This is a genomic window from Intestinibacillus sp. Marseille-P6563, from assembly GCF_900604335.1.
Lineage (GTDB): Bacteria > Bacillota > Clostridia > Oscillospirales > Butyricicoccaceae > Butyricicoccus_B.
Genome location: NZ_UWOD01000001.1, coordinates 1245675 through 1263593, shown reverse-complemented (window position 1 = coordinate 1263593; position 17919 = coordinate 1245675). Strand labels below are relative to the sequence as shown.

The 17919-nt window shown below is 57.5% G+C and carries 18 protein-coding genes and 1 tRNA gene; 10 read left to right on the top strand and 9 right to left on the bottom strand.

Going from position 1 to position 17919, the window contains the following annotated elements; translation table 11 throughout:
* The first annotated feature begins 143 nt into the window (after positions 1–143).
* Positions 144–620, top strand: coding sequence for a Cys-tRNA(Pro) deacylase (ybaK, locus tag EFB11_RS06630; protein WP_122789480.1), 477 nt, complete (start codon positions 144–146; stop codon positions 618–620).
* Here ybaK and EFB11_RS06625 read toward each other — a convergent pair.
* The gene (locus EFB11_RS06625) at positions 615–1367 is read right to left on the bottom strand and encodes a hypothetical protein (RefSeq protein WP_122789479.1); all 753 of its coding nucleotides are present in this window, start codon (positions 1365–1367) and stop codon (positions 615–617) included. The genes ybaK and EFB11_RS06625 overlap by 6 nt on opposite strands.
* 95 nt (positions 1368–1462) lie before the next feature.
* On the opposite strand from EFB11_RS06625, the gene EFB11_RS06620 reads away from it, so the two are divergent.
* From EFB11_RS06620 to EFB11_RS06610, 3 genes are all read left to right on the top strand, one after another.
* A complete protein-coding gene (locus tag EFB11_RS06620) occupies positions 1463–1981 on the top strand; it encodes a YqeG family HAD IIIA-type phosphatase (RefSeq protein WP_122789478.1) in 519 nt (172 codons plus the stop codon).
* Positions 1971–2828 carry a TIM barrel protein gene (locus EFB11_RS06615; RefSeq protein WP_122789477.1) on the top strand — a complete coding sequence of 286 codons (858 nt, stop codon included), beginning with the start codon at positions 1971–1973 and terminating at the stop codon, positions 2826–2828. Before EFB11_RS06620 ends, EFB11_RS06615 begins: the two co-directional genes overlap by 11 nt.
* A gap of 75 nt (positions 2829–2903) precedes the next feature.
* Positions 2904–2994, top strand: a tRNA-Ser gene (locus EFB11_RS06610).
* A gap of 90 nt (positions 2995–3084) precedes the next feature.
* Here EFB11_RS06610 and EFB11_RS06605 read toward each other — a convergent pair.
* Both EFB11_RS06605 and EFB11_RS06600 read right to left on the bottom strand, forming a co-directional pair.
* Positions 3085–4167, bottom strand: coding sequence for a hypothetical protein (locus tag EFB11_RS06605; RefSeq protein WP_122789476.1), 1083 nt, complete (start codon positions 4165–4167; stop codon positions 3085–3087).
* A gap of 12 nt (positions 4168–4179) precedes the next feature.
* The gene (locus EFB11_RS06600) at positions 4180–5640 is read right to left on the bottom strand and encodes an MBOAT family O-acyltransferase (protein ID WP_164706645.1); all 1461 of its coding nucleotides are present in this window, start codon (positions 5638–5640) and stop codon (positions 4180–4182) included.
* Between the two features lie 353 nt (positions 5641–5993).
* Between EFB11_RS06600 and EFB11_RS06595 the strand changes: the two genes are divergently transcribed.
* From EFB11_RS06595 to EFB11_RS06585, 3 genes are all read left to right on the top strand, one after another.
* On the top strand, positions 5994–6854 hold the full coding sequence (locus tag EFB11_RS06595; RefSeq protein ID WP_122789474.1) for a transporter substrate-binding domain-containing protein: 861 nt from the start codon (positions 5994–5996) through the stop codon (positions 6852–6854).
* An 81-nt stretch (positions 6855–6935) separates the two neighbouring features.
* Positions 6936–7661 (top strand): amino acid ABC transporter permease, encoded by a 726-nt coding sequence (locus tag EFB11_RS06590; protein ID WP_122789473.1) that lies wholly within the window; start codon positions 6936–6938, stop codon positions 7659–7661.
* On the top strand, positions 7648–8370 hold the full coding sequence (locus EFB11_RS06585; RefSeq protein WP_122789472.1) for an amino acid ABC transporter ATP-binding protein: 723 nt from the start codon (positions 7648–7650) through the stop codon (positions 8368–8370). Before EFB11_RS06590 ends, EFB11_RS06585 begins: the two co-directional genes overlap by 14 nt.
* Positions 8371–8410: 40 nt before the next feature.
* On the opposite strand, the gene yqeC is transcribed toward EFB11_RS06585, so the two are convergent.
* From yqeC to EFB11_RS06560, 5 genes are all read right to left on the bottom strand, one after another.
* On the bottom strand, positions 8411–9112 hold the full coding sequence (gene yqeC / locus EFB11_RS06580; protein ID WP_122789471.1) for a selenium cofactor biosynthesis protein YqeC: 702 nt from the start codon (positions 9110–9112) through the stop codon (positions 8411–8413).
* A gap of 65 nt (positions 9113–9177) precedes the next feature.
* Positions 9178–9708 (bottom strand): HD domain-containing protein, encoded by a 531-nt coding sequence (locus EFB11_RS06575; protein ID WP_122789470.1) that lies wholly within the window; start codon positions 9706–9708, stop codon positions 9178–9180.
* Between the two features lie 77 nt (positions 9709–9785).
* On the bottom strand, positions 9786–11126 hold the full coding sequence (locus tag EFB11_RS06570) for an MATE family efflux transporter (protein ID WP_122789469.1): 1341 nt from the start codon (positions 11124–11126) through the stop codon (positions 9786–9788).
* Positions 11127–11265: 139 nt separating this feature from the next.
* The gene (sigE, locus tag EFB11_RS06565) at positions 11266–11970 is read right to left on the bottom strand and encodes an RNA polymerase sporulation sigma factor SigE (RefSeq protein ID WP_122789468.1); all 705 of its coding nucleotides are present in this window, start codon (positions 11968–11970) and stop codon (positions 11266–11268) included.
* A 16-nt stretch (positions 11971–11986) separates the two neighbouring features.
* A complete protein-coding gene (locus tag EFB11_RS06560; RefSeq protein WP_164706644.1) occupies positions 11987–12844 on the bottom strand; it encodes a sigma-E processing peptidase SpoIIGA in 858 nt (285 codons plus the stop codon).
* Between the two features lie 188 nt (positions 12845–13032).
* On the opposite strand from EFB11_RS06560, the gene EFB11_RS06555 reads away from it, so the two are divergent.
* Positions 13033–13710: a response regulator transcription factor gene (locus EFB11_RS06555; protein WP_122789466.1), complete on the top strand. Its 678-nt coding sequence runs from the start codon at positions 13033–13035 to the stop codon at positions 13708–13710.
* Positions 13707–14930: a sensor histidine kinase gene (locus EFB11_RS06550; RefSeq protein WP_122789465.1), complete on the top strand. Its 1224-nt coding sequence runs from the start codon at positions 13707–13709 to the stop codon at positions 14928–14930. The genes EFB11_RS06555 and EFB11_RS06550 overlap by 4 nt, the downstream gene beginning before the upstream one ends.
* A 43-nt stretch (positions 14931–14973) precedes the next feature.
* On the opposite strand, the gene EFB11_RS06545 is transcribed toward EFB11_RS06550, so the two are convergent.
* Entirely contained in the window at positions 14974–16632 is a 1659-nt protein-coding gene (locus EFB11_RS06545) for a ribonuclease J (protein ID WP_122789731.1), read from the bottom strand.
* A gap of 597 nt (positions 16633–17229) precedes the next feature.
* Here EFB11_RS06545 and EFB11_RS17350 point away from each other — a divergent pair.
* The gene (locus EFB11_RS17350; protein WP_206424150.1) at positions 17230–17916 is read left to right on the top strand and encodes a 3D domain-containing protein; all 687 of its coding nucleotides are present in this window, start codon (positions 17230–17232) and stop codon (positions 17914–17916) included.
* The last annotated feature ends 3 nt before the right edge of the window (positions 17917–17919 follow it).

Genomic DNA, 17919 nt, shown 5'->3' with positions numbered 1-17919 from the left:
GGCGGACAGGGCAGGTTTGTCCATCCGGGAACATCGAGTGATTTTAGTATACCACGCTTTGCCGGAAAATAGAACCCCTGGGGTTGTATCTGTGCGGAGAATCGCCTATAATGAGAGAAAAAAGGAAGAAAGGCAGAATTCCGATGGCAGAGAACAAAACCAATGTCATGCGCATTTTGGAGCAGCATAAAATCCCCTATACCCCGCACGAATACCCGCACGGCAAGGAAGCCGTGGACGGGGTGCATGTGGCCGAACTGCTGGGGCAGGATGTTAAACAGGTGTTTAAAACCCTGGTCGCGCGCGGCAAGAGCGGCAGCATTTATGTGTTTGTCATCCCGGTGGCCGAGGAGCTAAACCTCAAGAAAGCGGCAAAGGCGGTCGGGGAAAAGGCCATGGAGATGATTCACGTCAAGGAACTGCTCGGCCTGACCGGCTATGTGCGCGGCGGCTGTTCGCCGGTCGGCCTGAAAAAGCCCTATCCGGTCACGCTACACGAAAGCGCAAACGACATCCCGACCATCATTGTCAGCGCGGGCAAGATCGGCTACCAGATCGAACTGGCGCCCGCCGACCTCATCGCGCTCGTGCAGGCCAAAACAGCTGACCTCATCTCATAACAGCGTACGCACGTCGGGATACAGCGCAAACACCGGCTGAATGCCCAGCGCGTCCAGTCGCACCAGCTTGGCTTCCAGCGTGCTGTCGTCGTCAAACAGGACAAAATGGCCGTCACCCTTTTCGTCCATATAGGTGAAATATTTGGCGCACAGGTCGCGGGAGAAGAACGACTGGGCGCCATATTTCTGTTGGAGCGCCACGCGGTCGGTCCGGGAAAGCGGCGTGCCCTCACTGCTTTGAGCGGGCAGCCGGTAATCGGCCGAAATAGGCCGCAGTGCAGCCGCCAGCCGTCCCGGATATTGTTCGAGCAAATCGCCCAGATAATCCTCCAGATTGCCGCCCGAAAGTGCGGTTTCGGCCACCAGATGGGCATGCTGCACCTGCGCGGCCTGCCCGACCGGTACGAAAAGCGGCAGGTGGGCGGCTGCGAGCAGCGCATCCAGATCGCGCAATAAGGTATGTACTGCCGGGGTATCCCGTTCAAAATCGGCAAAAATACCGCGCATCCGCCGCTTTTTGACTTCAAACACCAACGCTTCAGCGCAGAATTTGGGGATGCTCCCCTCGATACCGAAGTCGCTGACCCCGAGATATTGTCCTTGGGTCTGTGCGGGCAGGCGCAGCCGCCGGATGCCGCCGCCCGGCCCCACTCCCATGCACAAATGCAGCAGCGGCAGGCCGTAGGCCGAAGCCGCCACCGCATCCGCACCAGCACATACCAACGTCAGGTTCTTTTTCAGCTCCATTGCGAAACACTCCTTTTTTCTGGACTTTTGCGGGTCGGTCGCGTACAATACTATATGTACTCAAAGAGAAATTCAGAAGGAGAAGATTTTCCCTTATGTTACGTTATTTAACGCCAGACTGCGTTTTTGATAGCATTTATGACATCACCCCGGAATTTTTGAAAAGCCGGGGCATCCGCGGTGCACTGATCGATATTGACGGCACGGTATCCTCCCACCGCATCAAACACCCCACCGAAAAGCTGTGCGCTTATATCAAGGGTATGCAGGAAGCCGGCATCAAAGTCCTGTTTTTGTCCAATAATAAGGCTACACGGGTCGGAGTTTTCAGCGAACCCATGGGCATCCGCTGGATCAGCCGGGCAACCAAGCCGCTGACGCGCGGGTTCCGCAAGGGGGCTGCCATGTTGGAGCTTCCCATGCACGAGATTGCGGTCATTGGCGACCAGATCTTTACCGATGTGCTGGGCGGCAACCGCATGGGCGCGCTGACCTGTCAGGTGCAGTCGATCGACCGGGGCGAGTTTTGGGTTGGCGTGCGCTGCCGGTTGGAGCACGGCTTCATCGAGCGCGGCCGCCGGAAAATGCGGGAGGAGATGAACCATGGCAATTAAATTTGGTCCAGCCGGCAATTCCGATTCGTTTGCCGCGGCTGGGTTCAAGGCTACCGTGGATGCGCCCAAGTGGCTGCAAGGTTTGGGGCTGAACGCCTATGAATATCAGTGCGGCCGCGGCGTCAACGTGGGCGAGGAGACTGCCCGCAAGATCGGTGCCCAGGCGGCTGCCCATGGCATCACCCTGTCGCTGCACACGCCGTATTATATCAACCTGTCCTCGAGCGAAGCCGAGCGGATGGAAAAGAACATCGGTTATGTACTCAAAAGTTGCGCCGCCGCCCAGGCCATGGGCGCCGACCATCTGGTCGTGCATTGCGGCGGTGTAGGCAAGCAGTCGCGCGACCGAGCCTTTCAAAATACGATCGTCAATGTGAGGGCCATTTTGCAGGCCGTTCAGGACCATGGCTATACCCAGACCATCTGTTTGGAAACCATGGGCAAACAGAGCGTCATCGGCAGCGCCGAGGAGATTTGCACCCTGGTCGCGTTGGATGACCGCCTGCTGCCCTGCATCGATTTCGGCCACCTCAACGCGCGCACCGGCGGACAGTACAACAGTGCCGAAGCGTTTGCCGCATTGTTTGACCGCATGGAAAACGAGATCGGCCACGAGCGCACGGCGCATTTCCACAGCCATTTTTCCAAGATCGAATATTCGGCCAAGGGTGAGGTGCGGCATTTGACCTTTGCCGATACCGTCTATGGACCGGAGTTTGCGCCTCTGGCGCAGGTACTGGCCGCGCGGGGCTACGAGCCGACCATCATCTGCGAATCGGCGGGCACCCAGGCCGAGGACGCCTGCGAGATGAAACGGCTGTATGAGCAGGCTCTGACGAAAGTTTAAAAAAATACGAAAAAACACTTGCAGTTTTGCGCAGGACATGCTATACTAATTAAGCTGCATCGCAGAACTGCATATGGAGCGGTATCGAAGAGGTCATAACGAGAACGACTCGAAATCGTTTGACGGGTGAAACCGTCCGTGGGTTCGAATCCCACCCGCTCCGCCAGGAAAAAAGACTCCAAACCAAGGGTTTGGGGTCTTTTTGTTTTGCCTGCATGCAAAAAAATCCCCCGGCCAGATAGCCGGGGGAACGGGGTCAATAATCATCGGGCAGCGTGCGCACCCGGCGCGGATTGTCGCGCACCGATTCGGGGAACATGCTGTCAAAGTCGTAGTTTTCCACCAAGTCGCGGAAGAAAGCGTGCATGGCGGGCATGTCATCGGCGGTCATGCCGTCGTTTTTGGCCATGTATTCGGCCAGATAGCGGCTGATTTCGCCCGAGAAATGCACTTCGTCCGTGTAGTTGCCCAGCGGGATGGTGACTTCATCCACCGCAAAGCAATAGTAGTGGACATTCTCATACTGCGGCAGCTCTTCCAGCAGCCGGTCATAGAGCTTCAGCACCGCGGTATAGCTGCCGTCGCGCAGGATACGGTCCCAGTACAGCATGCTGTATGGCGGCGTCATCAAATAAAACTCAGTGTCCGGGTGCGCCTTGACAAACGAAAGCACACACTCTAAATTCTGGTCAATGATGTCGTCATAGGCGTCGGCCGGTTGGGGTTCTTCTTCCCAGTCCGGGCGCACATAACTCCATAGGGCATGCTCGTGGGAAAATTCATACTTGGTGTCCCAGGTAAAGGCATCGTCAAGCGACTGTCCTTCCCCCGAAAGGGTGGCCAGGATGCTTTCGCCGCACTGCTCAAGAATGACATCCTTGTTGAACAGATACTTGACATCGTCAAAGGGATTGAAGTTGTACAGATATTCGGGCAGCGGGGTGGGCTCCTCGTCGTAAGGAGTCATGAGGATTTTGGGGTCGATGCTCCAAAAGACCCGCTTGACATCGTGGGTTTCAAAGCACAGGTTGAGCGCGGTTTCAAAGTCGGAAAAACAGCCGCCCGGGAAGGTCAGCTTGACCGTTTGGGCGTCAAAGAGTTCATTGAACTGCGACAGGCGGAAATTGGCCGTGACCGACGAACCTAGGATGACCGTGTCATATTCCAGGTTTTTGGCCAGACCGGCGTTTTGATACCGCTCGTTGAGATACACGGCCTTGATGTTTCCGTAGGGCAGGTGATACTGGAACGAGGGGTCGATGCCATACACCACCCCGGCGCAAATGGCCAGCAGGGCGATGACGGTCGCCAGGAAACCGGCAAGATATTTACGATACATGGCGGCCTCCTTTTAGAACGTAAAATACAGGAAAGTGCTCACGCCAGTCAGCGAGAGGATGGACCAGAACAGCAGCACCGACGACCCCAGACACAGGGGAACGCTGGGCTGGAAATTTTCCAGCCGCCGCTGCATGTTGCGCGGAAAGACGGCTCCAGCCAGCGCCAGCAGCAGGAACAGCACACAGATGACCGTGCCAAAGACAGTCGCTTCCATGGGCACGAACTGTTCGATCGACGCAAATTCGGTGATGAGGAAACAGTCGGTCAGCCCGGAGGGCAGAGCGCCCCAGCCGCCAACAAACAACCGGCTGAGGAGGGTGCCCGCATCGGCAAACGACGGCGCCCGGAAAAAGACCCAGCACAGGTTGACGAACGCAAAGGTAATCAGCCAGCCGAGCGGGTACGGCAAATGCCGGTCGGTGCGCGAGGCCAGCAGACGGGAGCCGACCATGGCCAGGCCATGCAGCGCACCCCAGAAAATAAAGGTCCACGCCGCGCCATGCCACAGGCCGGACACCAGGAAAATAACGAGCGTATTCAGACAGGTGCGCGCCAGACCGTGGCGGTTGCCGCCCAAGGGGATGTACAGATAGCGGGTAAAGAAGCGGGTCATGGTCATATGCCAGCGCTTCCAGAAGTCCGCGATGCTGCGCGCGCGGTAGGGGGAGTCGAAGTTGATGGGCAGCTCAATGTTAAAGCACAGGGCAATGCCGGAGGCCATGTCGCTGTAACCGGCAAAGTCAAAATAGAGCTGCAAGGTATAGGCGACAATGACAATCAGAGCCGCGGGCAGATTGAGGTCGGACAGGTTGCCCCAGCCCCAGTCGGCCGCCTTGCCCAGCGTATCGGCGATCAGTACCTTTTTAAATAGGCCAAAGGCAAAGGCCGTCAGGCCGCGTGAAAGGTTATAGGCCGACGGGCGGCGCTTGTCCTCATCCCGGATCTGCGGCAGAATCTCCGAATGGAAGGCGATCGGGCCGCTGGTCACATAGGGGAAGAACGATGCAAACAGTGCATATTCGCTCAGCGAATAGCTGGGCGCATCGCCGCGGCGGGCATCCACCAGATAGGAGATCTGCTGGAAGGTGAAGAAACTGATGCCGAGCGGCAACAGAAGCTGGATGGGGTCATAACTTTGTCCCAGCACCAGCGAAACATTTTGCAAAAAGAAATTGAGGTATTTAAAGATGCCGAGCGCGAGCACATTGCACAGCACGCCGCAGACAAGTAGAGCGGTCTTGGTGCGCCGGTAGGGAGATGACAAAATCGAGGTGCCGATCAGGTAGTTGAGCACAATGCTGGCCAGCAGCACAGGCACCGAGCGCAGGTCATTGGCTGCATAAAACCACAGGTTCATCACCAGCAGGAAATACTGCGCATACCGCGGGCGGGTGAAGCGGTTTAACACAAAGTAACCGGCCACACTCAGGGGCAAAAAAACAAAAATGAAAAAATGGGAGTTAAATAACATCGCTTTTCGACTCCAAACACGGTGTTGTATCCGGCCCAAGCGGTCCGGCGAACAAAGATACATCTATTATACCACACAAAGCAGCCGCTTGACAAACCGCCATGCCAATATACAGGAAAATGATCAAAATGGCGTTTATGCAGCCAAAAATGAATAAATATACATCGGCGCAGTCGCTGTCCGTCCGAGCCGCGCAGAGAACCAAAAAAAAGCCGCAAAACGTTCGATTTTTTGGAAAACAAGCCCTTGCTATTCGCCTGAAAGCGTGTATAATAATACCTGTATCAAAAAATAGAAACTGGTAGACGAGGGGTTTACCACACTTTCTTTGATGTAGGAGGAAAGGATTCATTATGAAGAAGAAATTTGCGCTCGTTCTGGCTGCCCTGATGATGGCAGGCACGCTCGCAGCTTGCGGTGGCAGCAACGACCAGCCGGCAGCTGGCAGCTCGGCATCCACCGGTTCGGCATCGTCCGCAGGCAACAGCGCGACCCCGACCGTTGACGCAATCAAGGAAAAGGGCGAAATCGTCATGCTGACTAACGCACAGTTCCCGCCGTTTGAATATCTGGCAGATGACGGCACGGTGCAGGGCGTTGACCCGGATCTGGCACAGGCGGTTGCTGACAAGCTGGGCGTAAAGCTCAAGATCGTAGACATGGACTTTGACGGCATCGTAACCGCACTCAAGTCGGGCAAGGGCGACTTTGCGGCTGCTGGTATGACCATCACCGAAGAGCGTCTGAAGGAAGTTGACTTCACCGACGAATACGTTACCTCGTCGCAGATGGTCATTGTCCGTTCGGACTCCGACCTGGACGGCGATAAGGATGCACTGGATGCTGCTCTGTCCGGCAAGAACATCGCCGTACAGCAGGGCACTACGGGCGACTGGTACGCTTCGGGCGATGAAACCACCGGTTCGACCATCAAGGATGCCAATGTTCTGCAGTTCAAGTCGGCTGTGGAAGCTGGTATGAACCTGGCAAACGGCAAGGCAGATGCGGTGATCATTGACCAGAAGCCGGCCGAAGCCATCGTTGCTTCCCAGGACGGCAAGCTCAAGATGCTGGAAACCAAGCTGACCGACGAGCAGTATGCGTTCGCAGTACAGAAGGGCCAGGAAGATCTGCTGGCTGTCATCAACGAAGTACTGGCTGAGTACAAGGGTGACAAGGTCGATGAGCTGATCAACAAGCACATGGGCATCTAAAAAAGAATAGAAACCACAAGCAGCAGGGGCTGACAGGCTCCTGCTGTTTTGGCAATCGTGAAAACTTTTGTTAAAGGGGAGATGTATGTGAGTGAATGGCTGACAGCCCGCGGCGACCAGCTCTATGGTGCATTCGTAGAGGGTGACCGCTGGAAGCTTTACTTCCAGGGCTTGGGCAAGACCTTACAGATCGCAGCCTGTGCTGTTATCCTGGGTATCGTCATCGGTATTGTCATCGCAATCATCAAGGTGTCGGCCGCCCAGCAGCGGGAAAAGGGCAAGTGCAATGCGATCTTGTGGCTGGCCGAAAAGATTTGTAACCTGTATTTGACCGTCATCCGCGGCACGCCGGTCATGGTACAGCTTTTGATTATCTACACCGGTATTTTCGTCACCATGACCGACGGCACATTGGCGGCTGTGGTCGGTTTTGGTATCAACTCGGGCGCGTATGTGGCCGAAATCATCCGTGCGGGCATCCAGTCGATCGACCGCGGCCAGACCGAAGCCGGTCGTTCGCTCGGTCTGACGTCGGGTATGACCATGCGGCTGATCATCCTGCCGCAGGCGGTACGCAACATTCTGCCGGCGCTGTTCAATGAGTTCATTACACTTCTGAAGGAAACTTCGGTTGCCGGTTATGTCGCCGTACAGGATGTGCTGAAAATGGCGACCAACATCCAAAACCGTGTGTATAACATCGCGCCGCTTCTGATTACCGCGGTGTTCTATCTGGTGCTCGTCGTGCTGATGACCCAGGTACAGAAACTGATCGAAAGGAGACTGGCAGCCAGTGATCGACGTTAAAGACCTACATAAATCGTTTGGGGATCACGAAGTGCTCAAGGGGGTCAATGAACATATCTCCAAGGGCGAAAAGGTGGTTATCATCGGTGCGTCCGGTTCGGGCAAATCGACTTTTCTGCGCTGCCTGAACCTGCTCGAACAGCCGACTTCGGGCACGATCACCTTTGAAGGCACCGACATCACCGACCCCAAGCAGGATATCAACCGCCTGCGCCGCAAGATGGGCATGGTGTTCCAGCAGTTCAATCTGTTCCCCCATCTGTCGGTCAAGGAAAACATCAAACTGGCTCCGGTCCGCCTCAAGATCATGAGCGAAGCCGACGCCGAGAAAAAGGCCATGGAACTGCTCGCGCGGGTTGGCCTGCCGGATAAGGCAGACGCGTATCCGCGGCAGCTTTCGGGCGGCCAGCAGCAGCGTATCGCCATTGCGCGAGCGTTGGCGATGAATCCGGACGTGATGCTCTTTGACGAACCGACTTCGGCACTCGACCCGGAAATGGTCGGCGAAGTGCTCGAACTGATGAAGGAATTGGCCGAAGAGGGCATGACCATGGTGGTCGTTACCCACGAGATGGGCTTTGCCCGTTCGGTGGCGACCCGCGTCATGTTCATGGACCAGGGCGTCATCGCCGAGCAGAACGACCCGGAAACCTTTTTCGACCATCCGCAGCATCCGCGTTTGAAAGAATTCCTCAGCAAAGTGCTGTAATGAAAAAGCCTTCCCCGCTCTATGCGGGAAAGGCTTTTTTTCATGGCCAAAACGGATTGCGCAGGCAGCCGGTTCGGACAAAATATCCTTCGTCCTGCAAGGTTTCCTGGACCGGGCGGGCGGTCTCCAGACGATTGGGGGTATCGGCCTGATTGATAAGGATGCGCAATTGTTCTTTGGCGGCACCGCAGGCACGGATGCTGTCGCGGATGGTTTCCAGCAGATCGGCAGGGTCAAAAGGCCGCTGCGGGTCCTGTGCCATCCGAGGCGAAAGCTGGAACCGATGGCAGACTTCACCGACCGGGCGGTCCAGCGCCCGCAGACCGGCCAAGATCAATACGACATCGGTATCCGGATAGATGACCGGCTCATCCGAACGGTGCAGCTTGGCTGGCAGCTTGCTGGCACCGTCGGCCTCATATAAAATGGGCGTGTCCGCAGCCCGGGCGGCCGCGAACAGGGCAGGGGACAGACCGGTGCACTTGTCCTCCGGGCCAGGATAAGCCGCACAGACCACCTGGCCAGGGAGCAATTTGGCTTGCAGCGCCTCCCAGCAATCGGGCGAATCGAACACATCGCAGGCGTCCGGCGACGGACGGAGGATGTGGGTCGAGGTGGTGATGAGCGCGCCATCGTCCCGCCGTTCGGCGGCCAGACGCCATAAGGCAGTCGTTTTACCGCCCGCGCCAATGATCGCCACCGTATCGCCGGGTGAAAGCTGAAGAGCCTGATGCAGCCGCATGAAAAAGATTCCCCTTTCTAAAAAAAACAGGCGGTCTCTTGCGCGAGACCGCCCACATGATCGATTTATTCCTGCGCCGCCGGAATGAATTTCCGGAAAAAGGACACCGCATAATAGCCTGCCGCTTGGGTCATTTCGCGGGAAGCCACGATTTTATCCGCCAGGGTGATGATCCACGCCTCGGTCGAGCGGGGCACGGAAAAACAAAGCGGAAACATGTGGCTTGCAATGGCATCGCGCTGCCGTTGGCTCAGCCCAAAATGAGCGTGTGCACGGTCGGCGGCAATATCGCCATGAACAAAAGCGTGCATGTGCCGAAAACGCTGCCATCCAGAGAACTGCCGGAGATAGCCTTTAAACCAATCCCCATGCCAGTCATAGCCAAAGAAATCGTGAAGCAGTGCCGCCCGCGTGACCGAACGGACCTGATCGTCCGTAAGCCCAAAGCGATGTGCCAAGGAAAAGGCCACTTTGGCGGTTGCAAGCGAGTGGTCATACACCGAATTTTCGCCGCCATGGTGGACAAACGAACGGGTTTCCAGGAAGAGCGGGTCCCTTAATATGTCGCAGGTGATCTGCTCGAATTCGCTGTCCATTGGAATCACCTTCTAATCCTATCGAGTTTGTACCTTTATTGTATGCCTTTTTTTCGAAAAATACAAGCACAGATTTTTTAGAGTCCTGGGATCTCTCGAAAGACCCGGCGGCTGAGCAGCCAGGCGATGGGCAGGGTCACGATCTCGGCGAGCGGGAAGGCAAACCAGAGCACTGGAAAGCCCACAAGACCGAGCAGCCAGGCGGCTGGCAGCAGCAAAACCAGCTGCCGCAGCGCAGCGGCCAACAGGGCAGTTCCGCTGCGGCCCAGTCCTTGCAGCACGCCGCACAGTGTCAGCGTGATGGCAGAGGGTAAGAAAGACAGCGCAATGATACGGATGGCCAGAACGCCGCCGGTAAACCGTAGTCCTTCCTCGCCGAACAGCGCCAGCAGCGCATGGGGGAACAGCAAAAACAGCAGAGAACCGACCCACATGATCCCCAGCGCAAATAGAACGGCATTGCGGGTCACCCCACGGATGCGGTCATATTTTTTCGCGCCCAGATTGTAGCCAATGATGGGTACCATGGTGTTGGTCAGCCCATACAGGGGCATGTATAAGAAGTTTTGCAGCTTATAATAGACCCCGAAGAAGCCGACCGCAGAAGAACTAAGCGGCATCAGGATGGCATTCATGCCAGCGGTCATGGCGGTCGAGAGCGCCTGCACGGCGGCTGCCGGCAGGCCGATGCGGCACATGCGGCGCACGATGGTTTTGTCCGGTCGTAGCGCGGCCACCGAAAAATGAACATCATGATTGAGTTTGTAGTTGAGCAGGAAGCCGATGGCCATGGCCGTACACTGGCCGATGACCGTGGCAATGGCGGCACCCTTCACGCCCAACGCCGGCGCGCCGAGCAGACCAAAAATCAAAATTGGGTCCAAAACCACATTGATGACCGCGCCGATGCACTGGATAATCATATGATAGACCGTTTTTCCAGTGGCCTGCATGAGCCGTTCGGCGGTGAACAGCAGGAACACCCCGCAGGAAAAGAGGGTGCATACGCGCAGATAGTCGGTGCCCATGGACAGGATGGCGGCCTTTTTGGTAAACAGTGCCAAAAACGGCGTACTGCCAAACCATCCAATCACCGCAAACAGCCCCCAGCATACCAGCGAAAGGAAAATGCCGTTGCCCGCAATGCGGTCGGCCGAGGTACGGTCCCCAGCGCCCAGCGCCTGACTGAGCAGCACATTGAGCCCTACGCCGATGCCGGTCGCCAGCGCGATCATGAGCAGCTGCACGGGAAAACAGAGGCTGACCGCCGTGAGCGCGTCATCGCTGATGCGCGCGATGAACATGCTGTCTACTATATTATAGAGCGCGCTGACCAGCATGGACAGCATCACTGGGATGGACATGGACCACAGCAGCGGCCCGGTGGGCATAACCCCCATTTTATTTTCCTGCGCCATTGCATGATCCCCCTCGATTTGTAGAATGTATAAAAAATGGATGCGTTATAGTGCATGCAATTAGTATATCAGACAAAAAACAAAATGTCATGACTTTTCTGAAAAAAGAAAAAACGGAAGGAAACCCTTCCGTTTGACGTCACACCCATTTGAGGATATCTTTTTTCATCCGCGCGATGATGCGCTTTTCCAGGCGGGAGATATAGGACTGCGAAATGCCCAGTCGGTCGGCGACCTCCTTTTGGGTCAGGCTGTCCCTGCCGCCCAGTCCGAACCGCATGGCGATGATGCGCATTTCGCGGGGCGGCAGGCGGGTGAGCGCCCGGCGCAGCAGTTCGCGGTCCACATCGTCCTCGATGGGACGCATGACGCTGTCCGGTTCGGTGCCCAAAATGTCGGATAGCAGTAGTTCGTTGCCGTCCCAGTCGGACGAAAGCGGCTCGTCAAACGATACCTCGGCGCGTTGGCCGGATACCTTGCGCAGGTGCATGAGGATCTCGTTTTCCACACAGCGCGAGGCATAGGTCGCCAGCTTGACTTTCTTGTCCGGCTTGAAGGTGCCCACGGCTTTGATGAGGCCAATGGTGCCGATGGAAATGAGGTCCTCCACCCCGACGCTCGTGTTTTCGAATTTGCGCGCGATATAGACAACCAGCCGCAGATTGTGTTCGATCAGCTTGTCGCGCGCCCAGCTTTCCCCGGCTTGCAGGGCTTCCAGCGTACGGGCTTCTTCCTCGGGCTTCATCGGCGGGGGAAGTACTTCACCGCCGCCGATGAAGTAGATGCCGTCCTCCCGCCGCAGCCCGAGTCGGAGGAGAAGTTTGTGTAACCATTGGAAAAGCATGCGATTTCGTCCCCTTTCATAGTCCGATGAGTCCTTCGTATCGTCCGCCCGCCACCTGGGCGGGCGAGATGGCCGCCAGCCCGGCCCAGGGCTTTCCGTCCCGCGACGCCTGGTCGGGACGGAAAGCGAGCAGCAGACCGCTCTCTTTCCCGACCGCCCGGTAGGGCAAAAGCTGGAACCGGCCCCGGCAGGCCCCCGGCAGGGCGGCCAGAACGGCCGGTGCGTTGCCCGAGGTCAGTCCGGCCAGTGGCACGGCCGCTTCGACTGGCAGCACCCGGGCCGCGGCCCGCCGGTCGAGCACCAGCGCGGGCCGCCCGCTGACCGGGTCGGCCAGTTCGTTGCCGCTGTCGACCAGAAGGGTAAATTCAGCCGTCTGCCCGGCAAATTCCAACCGGACCCGGGCGGTCTGCCGCCCGCGGACGCCGTCTCCAGCCTGCCCGCGGAACACAAACCCGGTCAGTACCCAGCACAGCACGGCCGTCGCCGCGACCACGCGCAGCGGCACGTCGATATAGTAGCCGCCGCCGGCGAAAAAAGAAGCGTCGCTCACCTGGCCGAGGGCCAGTGCGCCGCCCGCGCAGGCGCAGGAGATCAGCCAAAACAGCAGCGTCAGACGGGCCAGTTCGGCGGCCCGGCGGCCGCCGAAAGCCAGACGGACCATCGCAAGCCCGGCCAGCCCCTGGATGGGCAGGCTGGACAGCAGCTCCAGCCCGGGAAGGCAGCTGAGGACTGCATACCCCGCGCCGCCCGCAGCACCCAGCAGCAGCCGGGGCCGGGTGGCAAAGGTGCCGCTCAGCCGCGCCGTTGCGCACAGGATCAGATAATCCATCGCCAGGTTGACCCCAGCCAGTACGTCCAGATAGATGACCCGCATCACGCCCCTCCTTTGTCCAGCTTCCATTATAGGAGGCGGACGGGCGGGATTTTGTCAAACCGGACGGATGGGTTTTGCCGGACGTGTCCCCAAAACCGGCAGGATTCCCGCAGACAAGCCGGGAAAGGGGGAGAAATGGGGGATTCCCCTGACCGGGGCTTTGTACTATAATAAAGGCAGGTGATGCTATGAATATTTTGATTATTGAAGACGAACGCCGCCTGGCCGATGTTCTGGTGAAGATCATGCAGGAACAGAAATATGCGGCCGAGGCGGTCTATAATGGGCTCGATGGCCTGGAATATGCCCGTTCGGGGCAATACGATGTGGTGCTGCTCGACGTGATGCTGCCCGGTATGAGCGGGCTGGAAGTCGCACGCACGCTCCGGCGCGAAAAGAACACCACCCCCATCCTCATGCTGACCGCGCGCAGCTCGGTCGCCGACCGGGTGGAGGGGTTGGACTGCGGCGCAGACGATTACCTGACCAAGCCGTTTGCCACCGAGGAACTGCTCGCCCGTGTGCGGGCGCTGTCCCGCCGCCAGGGCGAAGTGGTGCTCGAAGCGCTCGAATACGGCGACCTCAAACTCGACCTGAGTACCCACGACCTGCGCCGCGGCAACCGGTCGGTGCGGCTCAACCGTAAGGAGTTTGACGTGCTGCATCTGCTGATGGCCAATTCGCGCATCATTGTGCCCAAGGAAACGCTTATTACCAAGGTGTGGGGGTATGAATCCAACGCCGAGGCCAACAATGTAGAAGCGTATATTTCCTTTTTGCGCAAAAAGCTGATTTACCTCGATTCGTGTGTGAGCATCATCACCCTGCGCAAGGTGGGGTATCGCCTGGAGGGCGGGGAAGCATGATCTCCAAACTGCGGCGCAAATTTGTGCTGGTCAATATGCTGCTCGTGCTGGTGGTGCTGATCGTCGCCTTTGGAGCCATCTCCTTTGCGTATAAAAGCGTCCTGAAAGCCGAGACCGAACAGGCGCTCAGCCAGGCGATTTTGCAGCACAGCAGCACGACCTGGACCAAACCCAGCATCGGCACCGATGAGCATGAAGCGGGCGACCGTGTGCCGACCTTCACCCTGGTGCTCGACAGCGAAGGGGATGTGTCGCAGATCCTGGGCCGGGGAGGGGTGTCGGTCAGCGACGCCGTCGTGGAAAAGGCGGCGCGTCTGGTGCAGGAAGAAGAGGACGACCGCGGTTTTTTGCCCGAACTCTCGCTGCGGTATCTGCGGCGGTATACGATGTCGGGCTGGAAGGTAGCTTTTGCCGACACCAGCCATGAGACCCAGGCCATGCGCAATTTGATCCTGATTCTGTTTGGCATCGGGACACTGTCGCTCGGAGCCTTTTTGTGCATCAGTCTGTTTTTGTTCCGCAAGGCGCTCCAGCCGGTCGAACGTGCCTGGGCGCAGCAGCGGCGGTTTGTGGCAGATGCCAGCCATGAACTCAAACCCCCGCTGACCGTGATTTTGGCCAATCTGGGCATTCTGCTTGCCCATCCCGAGGACTCCATTGCCCAGCACCGCCAATGGGTGGTCAATTCCCGCGAGGAAGCCGAACGCATGAAGAGCCTGGTCGAGGACATGCTGTTTCTGGCGCAGAGCGACGCCGGAGCCGTACCAGCCGAGACCGAACTGGTCAATTTCAGCGACCTGTGTTTGAGCAGTCTGCTGTCGTTTGAGGCGGTGGCGTTCGAACAGGGCATCCGCGTGCGCTCGGATATTGAGCCGGATTTATATTTGCAGGGCGTGGAAGCACAGCTGCGGCAGCTTATCGGCATTTTACTGGACAATGCGGTCAAATATGCAGGCGAGAGCGGTTGGCTGCGGGTAGCCCTGACCCGGTCGGACGGACGGCCCACGCTGGTGGTCAGCAACTCGGGCGACCCCATCCCGGAAAAAGACCTGCCGCATATCTTTGACCGGTTTTACCGGGTCGATGAAGCCCGCGCGGGCGATTCGGGCGGATATGGCCTGGGACTGGCCATCGCCCAGCGCATCGTGCGCAACCATGGCGGACGCATCAGCATCGAAAGCAGTCAGGAGCAGGGCACCGTGCTGCGCATCCGGTTTTAAACATCAAAAAAGACCTTCTGGTTTTTCCAGAAGGTCTTTTTTTTTAAATCTCCATAATGATCGGCAGGATCATGGGGCTGCGCTTGGTCTTTTTGAACAGATAATCGCTCAAAGCGCCCTTGACGGCCAGTTTGATGCCGTTCCAGTCGCGTACGCCCTCGTCCAGGCAGCGGTCGAGCGAGATCTGGCAGGTGGTGCGCAGTTCTTCCATCAGCTTTTCGGCTTCCTTGACATAGACGAAGCCGCGGGATACGATGTCCGGGCCAGCGATGACCACGCCCGAAGTCGCGTCGATGGTCATGACGACCACGAGCAGACCGTCTTCGGACAAGTGCTTGCGGTCACGCAGGACAGCCGAACCAACGTCGCCAATGCCCAGGCCATCGACCAGCACACGGCCGGACGGCACCGGATTGCCCAGACGCGCCGATTTTTCCCCGATTTCGATGGGGCGGCCGATTTCGCCGACGATGACGTTTTTCTTGGGCACACCCATCTGTTCGCCCAAGTGCGCGTGCATGCGCAGCATACGATGTTCGCCATGGACCGGGATGAAGTACTTGGGCCGGCACAGGGCAAGCATCAGCTTTTGCTCCTCCTGGCAGGCGTGGCCGGAAACGTGCAGGGCGGCATTGCGGTCGTAGATGACCTCGGCGCCCTTCTTGTACAGCTCGTTGACCATGTTGTTGATCGACTTCTCATTGCCCGGAATGGCCGACGCTGCAATCAGAATGCGGTCGCCCGGTACAACCTCCACCTGCTTGTGGCTGTTGTAGGCCATGCGGTATAGGGCCGACATGGTTTCGCCCTGGGAACCGGTCGAAACGATCACCAGCTTTTCCCGCGGGTAACGGCGCATTTCGTTCATGTCGATCATGACCTTGGCTTTATCGGTCAGATAGCCCAGTTCGCCCGCGACCTGGGTGATCTTTTCCATGCTGCGACCGCATACGGCAACCTTGCGCCCATATTTGGCGGCAATGTCCAAAATCTGCTGCAAGCGCGATACGTTGGAAGCAAAGGTCGCAATGATGATGCGTTCCCGACAGTTCTTGAAGAACTTTTCCAGACCGGCGCCCACCGTCTGCTCAGACGGGGTATAGCCGGGGCGCTCCACGTTGGTCGAATCGCTCAGCAGTGCCAGAACGCCTTCCTTGCCCAGTTCGCCAAAGCGTGCCAGGTCGATCATCTCGCCCGAAGCCGGGGTGAGGTCAACCTTGAAGTCGCCTGTGTGGATCACCGTACCCAGCGGGGTGCGGATGGCCAGCGCGACCGAATCGGCGATGGAGTGGTTGGTGTGGATGAATTCGATCGAGAAACAACCCAGCTTGATCACGTCGCCTGCCTTGATGCGGTTGAGGCGCACCTTGGACGGCATGCGGTGTTCGGCCAGCTTGGCTTCGATGATGCCGCAGGTCAGGCGTGTGCCATAGACCGGCGCGTTGAGTTCGCGCAGGACATAGGGCAGAGCGCCGATGTGGTCCTCGTGACCGTGGGTGATGAGATAGCCGCGCAGCTTTTTCTGGTTGCGCTTGAGGTAGGTGGTGTCCGGGATGACCAGGTCCACGCCCAGCATGTCGTCATCCGGGAAGGCCAGGCCGCAATCGACGACGATGATGTCGTTTCCGAACTCGATCACGGTCATATTTTTGCCGATCTCATCCAAACCGCCCAACGGGATAATCTTCAGTTTTTCTTTCATAATACAGATATCACTTTCCTTTTCAAAACACAAATTTTCATAAACATCCGGAAAAATCCGGTATTTCAAGGAACAGCCGGAAGCACCGCCAGCCTTCCAAAAACATCCGTGCAAAGGGGCGCGCCACAGCGCCCGCTGACCTGCGCCCGAGGGGGCGCACAAAAAAACACTTATTTAAAACTATATCACATTCGGCGCTGTTTGTACAGAGGGAATCTTGTTATCAGTGTATCATCGGGCGCCGGGATTTATACATGCCGGCGGGATATTTCCCGGCAGGCGCAAAAGATTACAACGCAGATTACAAATTGTAACCTTGTAAATTCGCAGGAGAAAGGACTGTATTCCAAATACAGGAAAAACGAGCTCGAAAAACGATTATAAATCGTAATATAAGAATTAAATATTACGTAATGTATTCGAAAAATAAAAAACTTTTGAAAATCGTTTGACAAAGCGGGGTCCGATGGGTATCATGTGATTACAGAACGGTAACAAACCGAAAACAAACCGGTAACACCGCGAAAACAAAGCGGTAACGCTGGTTTGCCTCACCCGTCTGCGGGTGAAATCTATTGAAATTTAGGAGTTTCTTTTATGTCTTTTTGGAAGAAGAATTTGCTGCGTCAGGTACCTGCGATCGCGTTGTGCGCGGCGCTGGGTATGAGCCACGTTTCGGCGTACAGCGATAGCGCTGCGGCGCTGAGCGAGCTGCCCGCAGCAGATACCACCACGGCGGCCATCGGCATGATCACTTCGGCGGAAAAGAGTGCGGTCGGTTCGGTCCGCACCACCGAGGAGATGACCAAGGCGAAGGAAGACCTGGCGGCCAAGAAGGCGGCTGAAGAGGCAGCCCGCAAGGCGGCCGAGGAAGCTGCCCGCAAGGCGGCTGAGGAAGCCCGCCTGGCAGCCCTCCAGTATACGCCCACCTACGGCCGCACGGTCACCCGTTCGTCGGCTTACAGCGTGACCGAGGCCATTCAGGTCAACGGCCAGGTGATGGGCAACTTTAAACTGACGTTCTACTGCGCTTGCTCGTCGTGCAGCGGCGGCTATGGCGACGGTACCGCGACCGGTACCCGCTGCACCGAAGGCCGCACGATTGCAGTCGACCCGCGTGTCATCCCGCTGGGCAGCAAGGTGTATATCGAAGGCTTCGGCGACTTCATCGCCGAGGACACCGGCGGCGCGATCAAGGGCAACAAGATCGACATCTACCTGAGCGATCACGACCGTTGCTATGAACTGGGCGTCACGAGCGCAAACGTTTATCTGATGAGCTAAGCA

Bases quoted from the DNA above. Each gene is read 5' to 3' on its own strand.
- ybaK (WP_122789480.1), top strand. From the start codon at position 144: ATGGCAGAGAACAAAACCAATGTCATGCGCATTTTGGAGCAGCATAAA.
- EFB11_RS06625 (WP_122789479.1), bottom strand. From the start codon at position 1,367: ATGGAGCTGAAAAAGAACCTGACGTTGGTATGTGCTGGTGCGGATGCG.
- EFB11_RS06620 (WP_122789478.1), top strand. From the start codon at position 1,463: ATGTTACGTTATTTAACGCCAGACTGCGTTTTTGATAGCATTTATGAC.
- EFB11_RS06615 (WP_122789477.1), top strand. From the start codon at position 1,971: ATGGCAATTAAATTTGGTCCAGCCGGCAATTCCGATTCGTTTGCCGCG.
- EFB11_RS06605 (WP_122789476.1), bottom strand. From the start codon at position 4,167: ATGTATCGTAAATATCTTGCCGGTTTCCTGGCGACCGTCATCGCCCTG.
- EFB11_RS06600 (WP_164706645.1), bottom strand. From the start codon at position 5,640: ATGTTATTTAACTCCCATTTTTTCATTTTTGTTTTTTTGCCCCTGAGT.
- EFB11_RS06595 (WP_122789474.1), top strand. From the start codon at position 5,994: ATGAAGAAGAAATTTGCGCTCGTTCTGGCTGCCCTGATGATGGCAGGC.
- EFB11_RS06590 (WP_122789473.1), top strand. From the start codon at position 6,936: ATGTATGTGAGTGAATGGCTGACAGCCCGCGGCGACCAGCTCTATGGT.
- yqeC (WP_122789471.1), bottom strand. From the start codon at position 9,112: ATGCGGCTGCATCAGGCTCTTCAGCTTTCACCCGGCGATACGGTGGCG.
- EFB11_RS06575 (WP_122789470.1), bottom strand. From the start codon at position 9,708: ATGGACAGCGAATTCGAGCAGATCACCTGCGACATATTAAGGGACCCG.
- EFB11_RS06570 (WP_122789469.1), bottom strand. From the start codon at position 11,126: ATGGCGCAGGAAAATAAAATGGGGGTTATGCCCACCGGGCCGCTGCTG.
- sigE (WP_122789468.1), bottom strand. From the start codon at position 11,970: ATGCTTTTCCAATGGTTACACAAACTTCTCCTCCGACTCGGGCTGCGG.
- EFB11_RS06560 (WP_164706644.1), bottom strand. From the start codon at position 12,844: ATGCGGGTCATCTATCTGGACGTACTGGCTGGGGTCAACCTGGCGATG.
- EFB11_RS06555 (WP_122789466.1), top strand. From the start codon at position 13,033: ATGAATATTTTGATTATTGAAGACGAACGCCGCCTGGCCGATGTTCTG.
- EFB11_RS06550 (WP_122789465.1), top strand. From the start codon at position 13,707: ATGATCTCCAAACTGCGGCGCAAATTTGTGCTGGTCAATATGCTGCTC.
- EFB11_RS06545 (WP_122789731.1), bottom strand. From the start codon at position 16,632: ATGAAAGAAAAACTGAAGATTATCCCGTTGGGCGGTTTGGATGAGATC.
- EFB11_RS17350 (WP_206424150.1), top strand. From the start codon at position 17,230: ATGTCTTTTTGGAAGAAGAATTTGCTGCGTCAGGTACCTGCGATCGCG.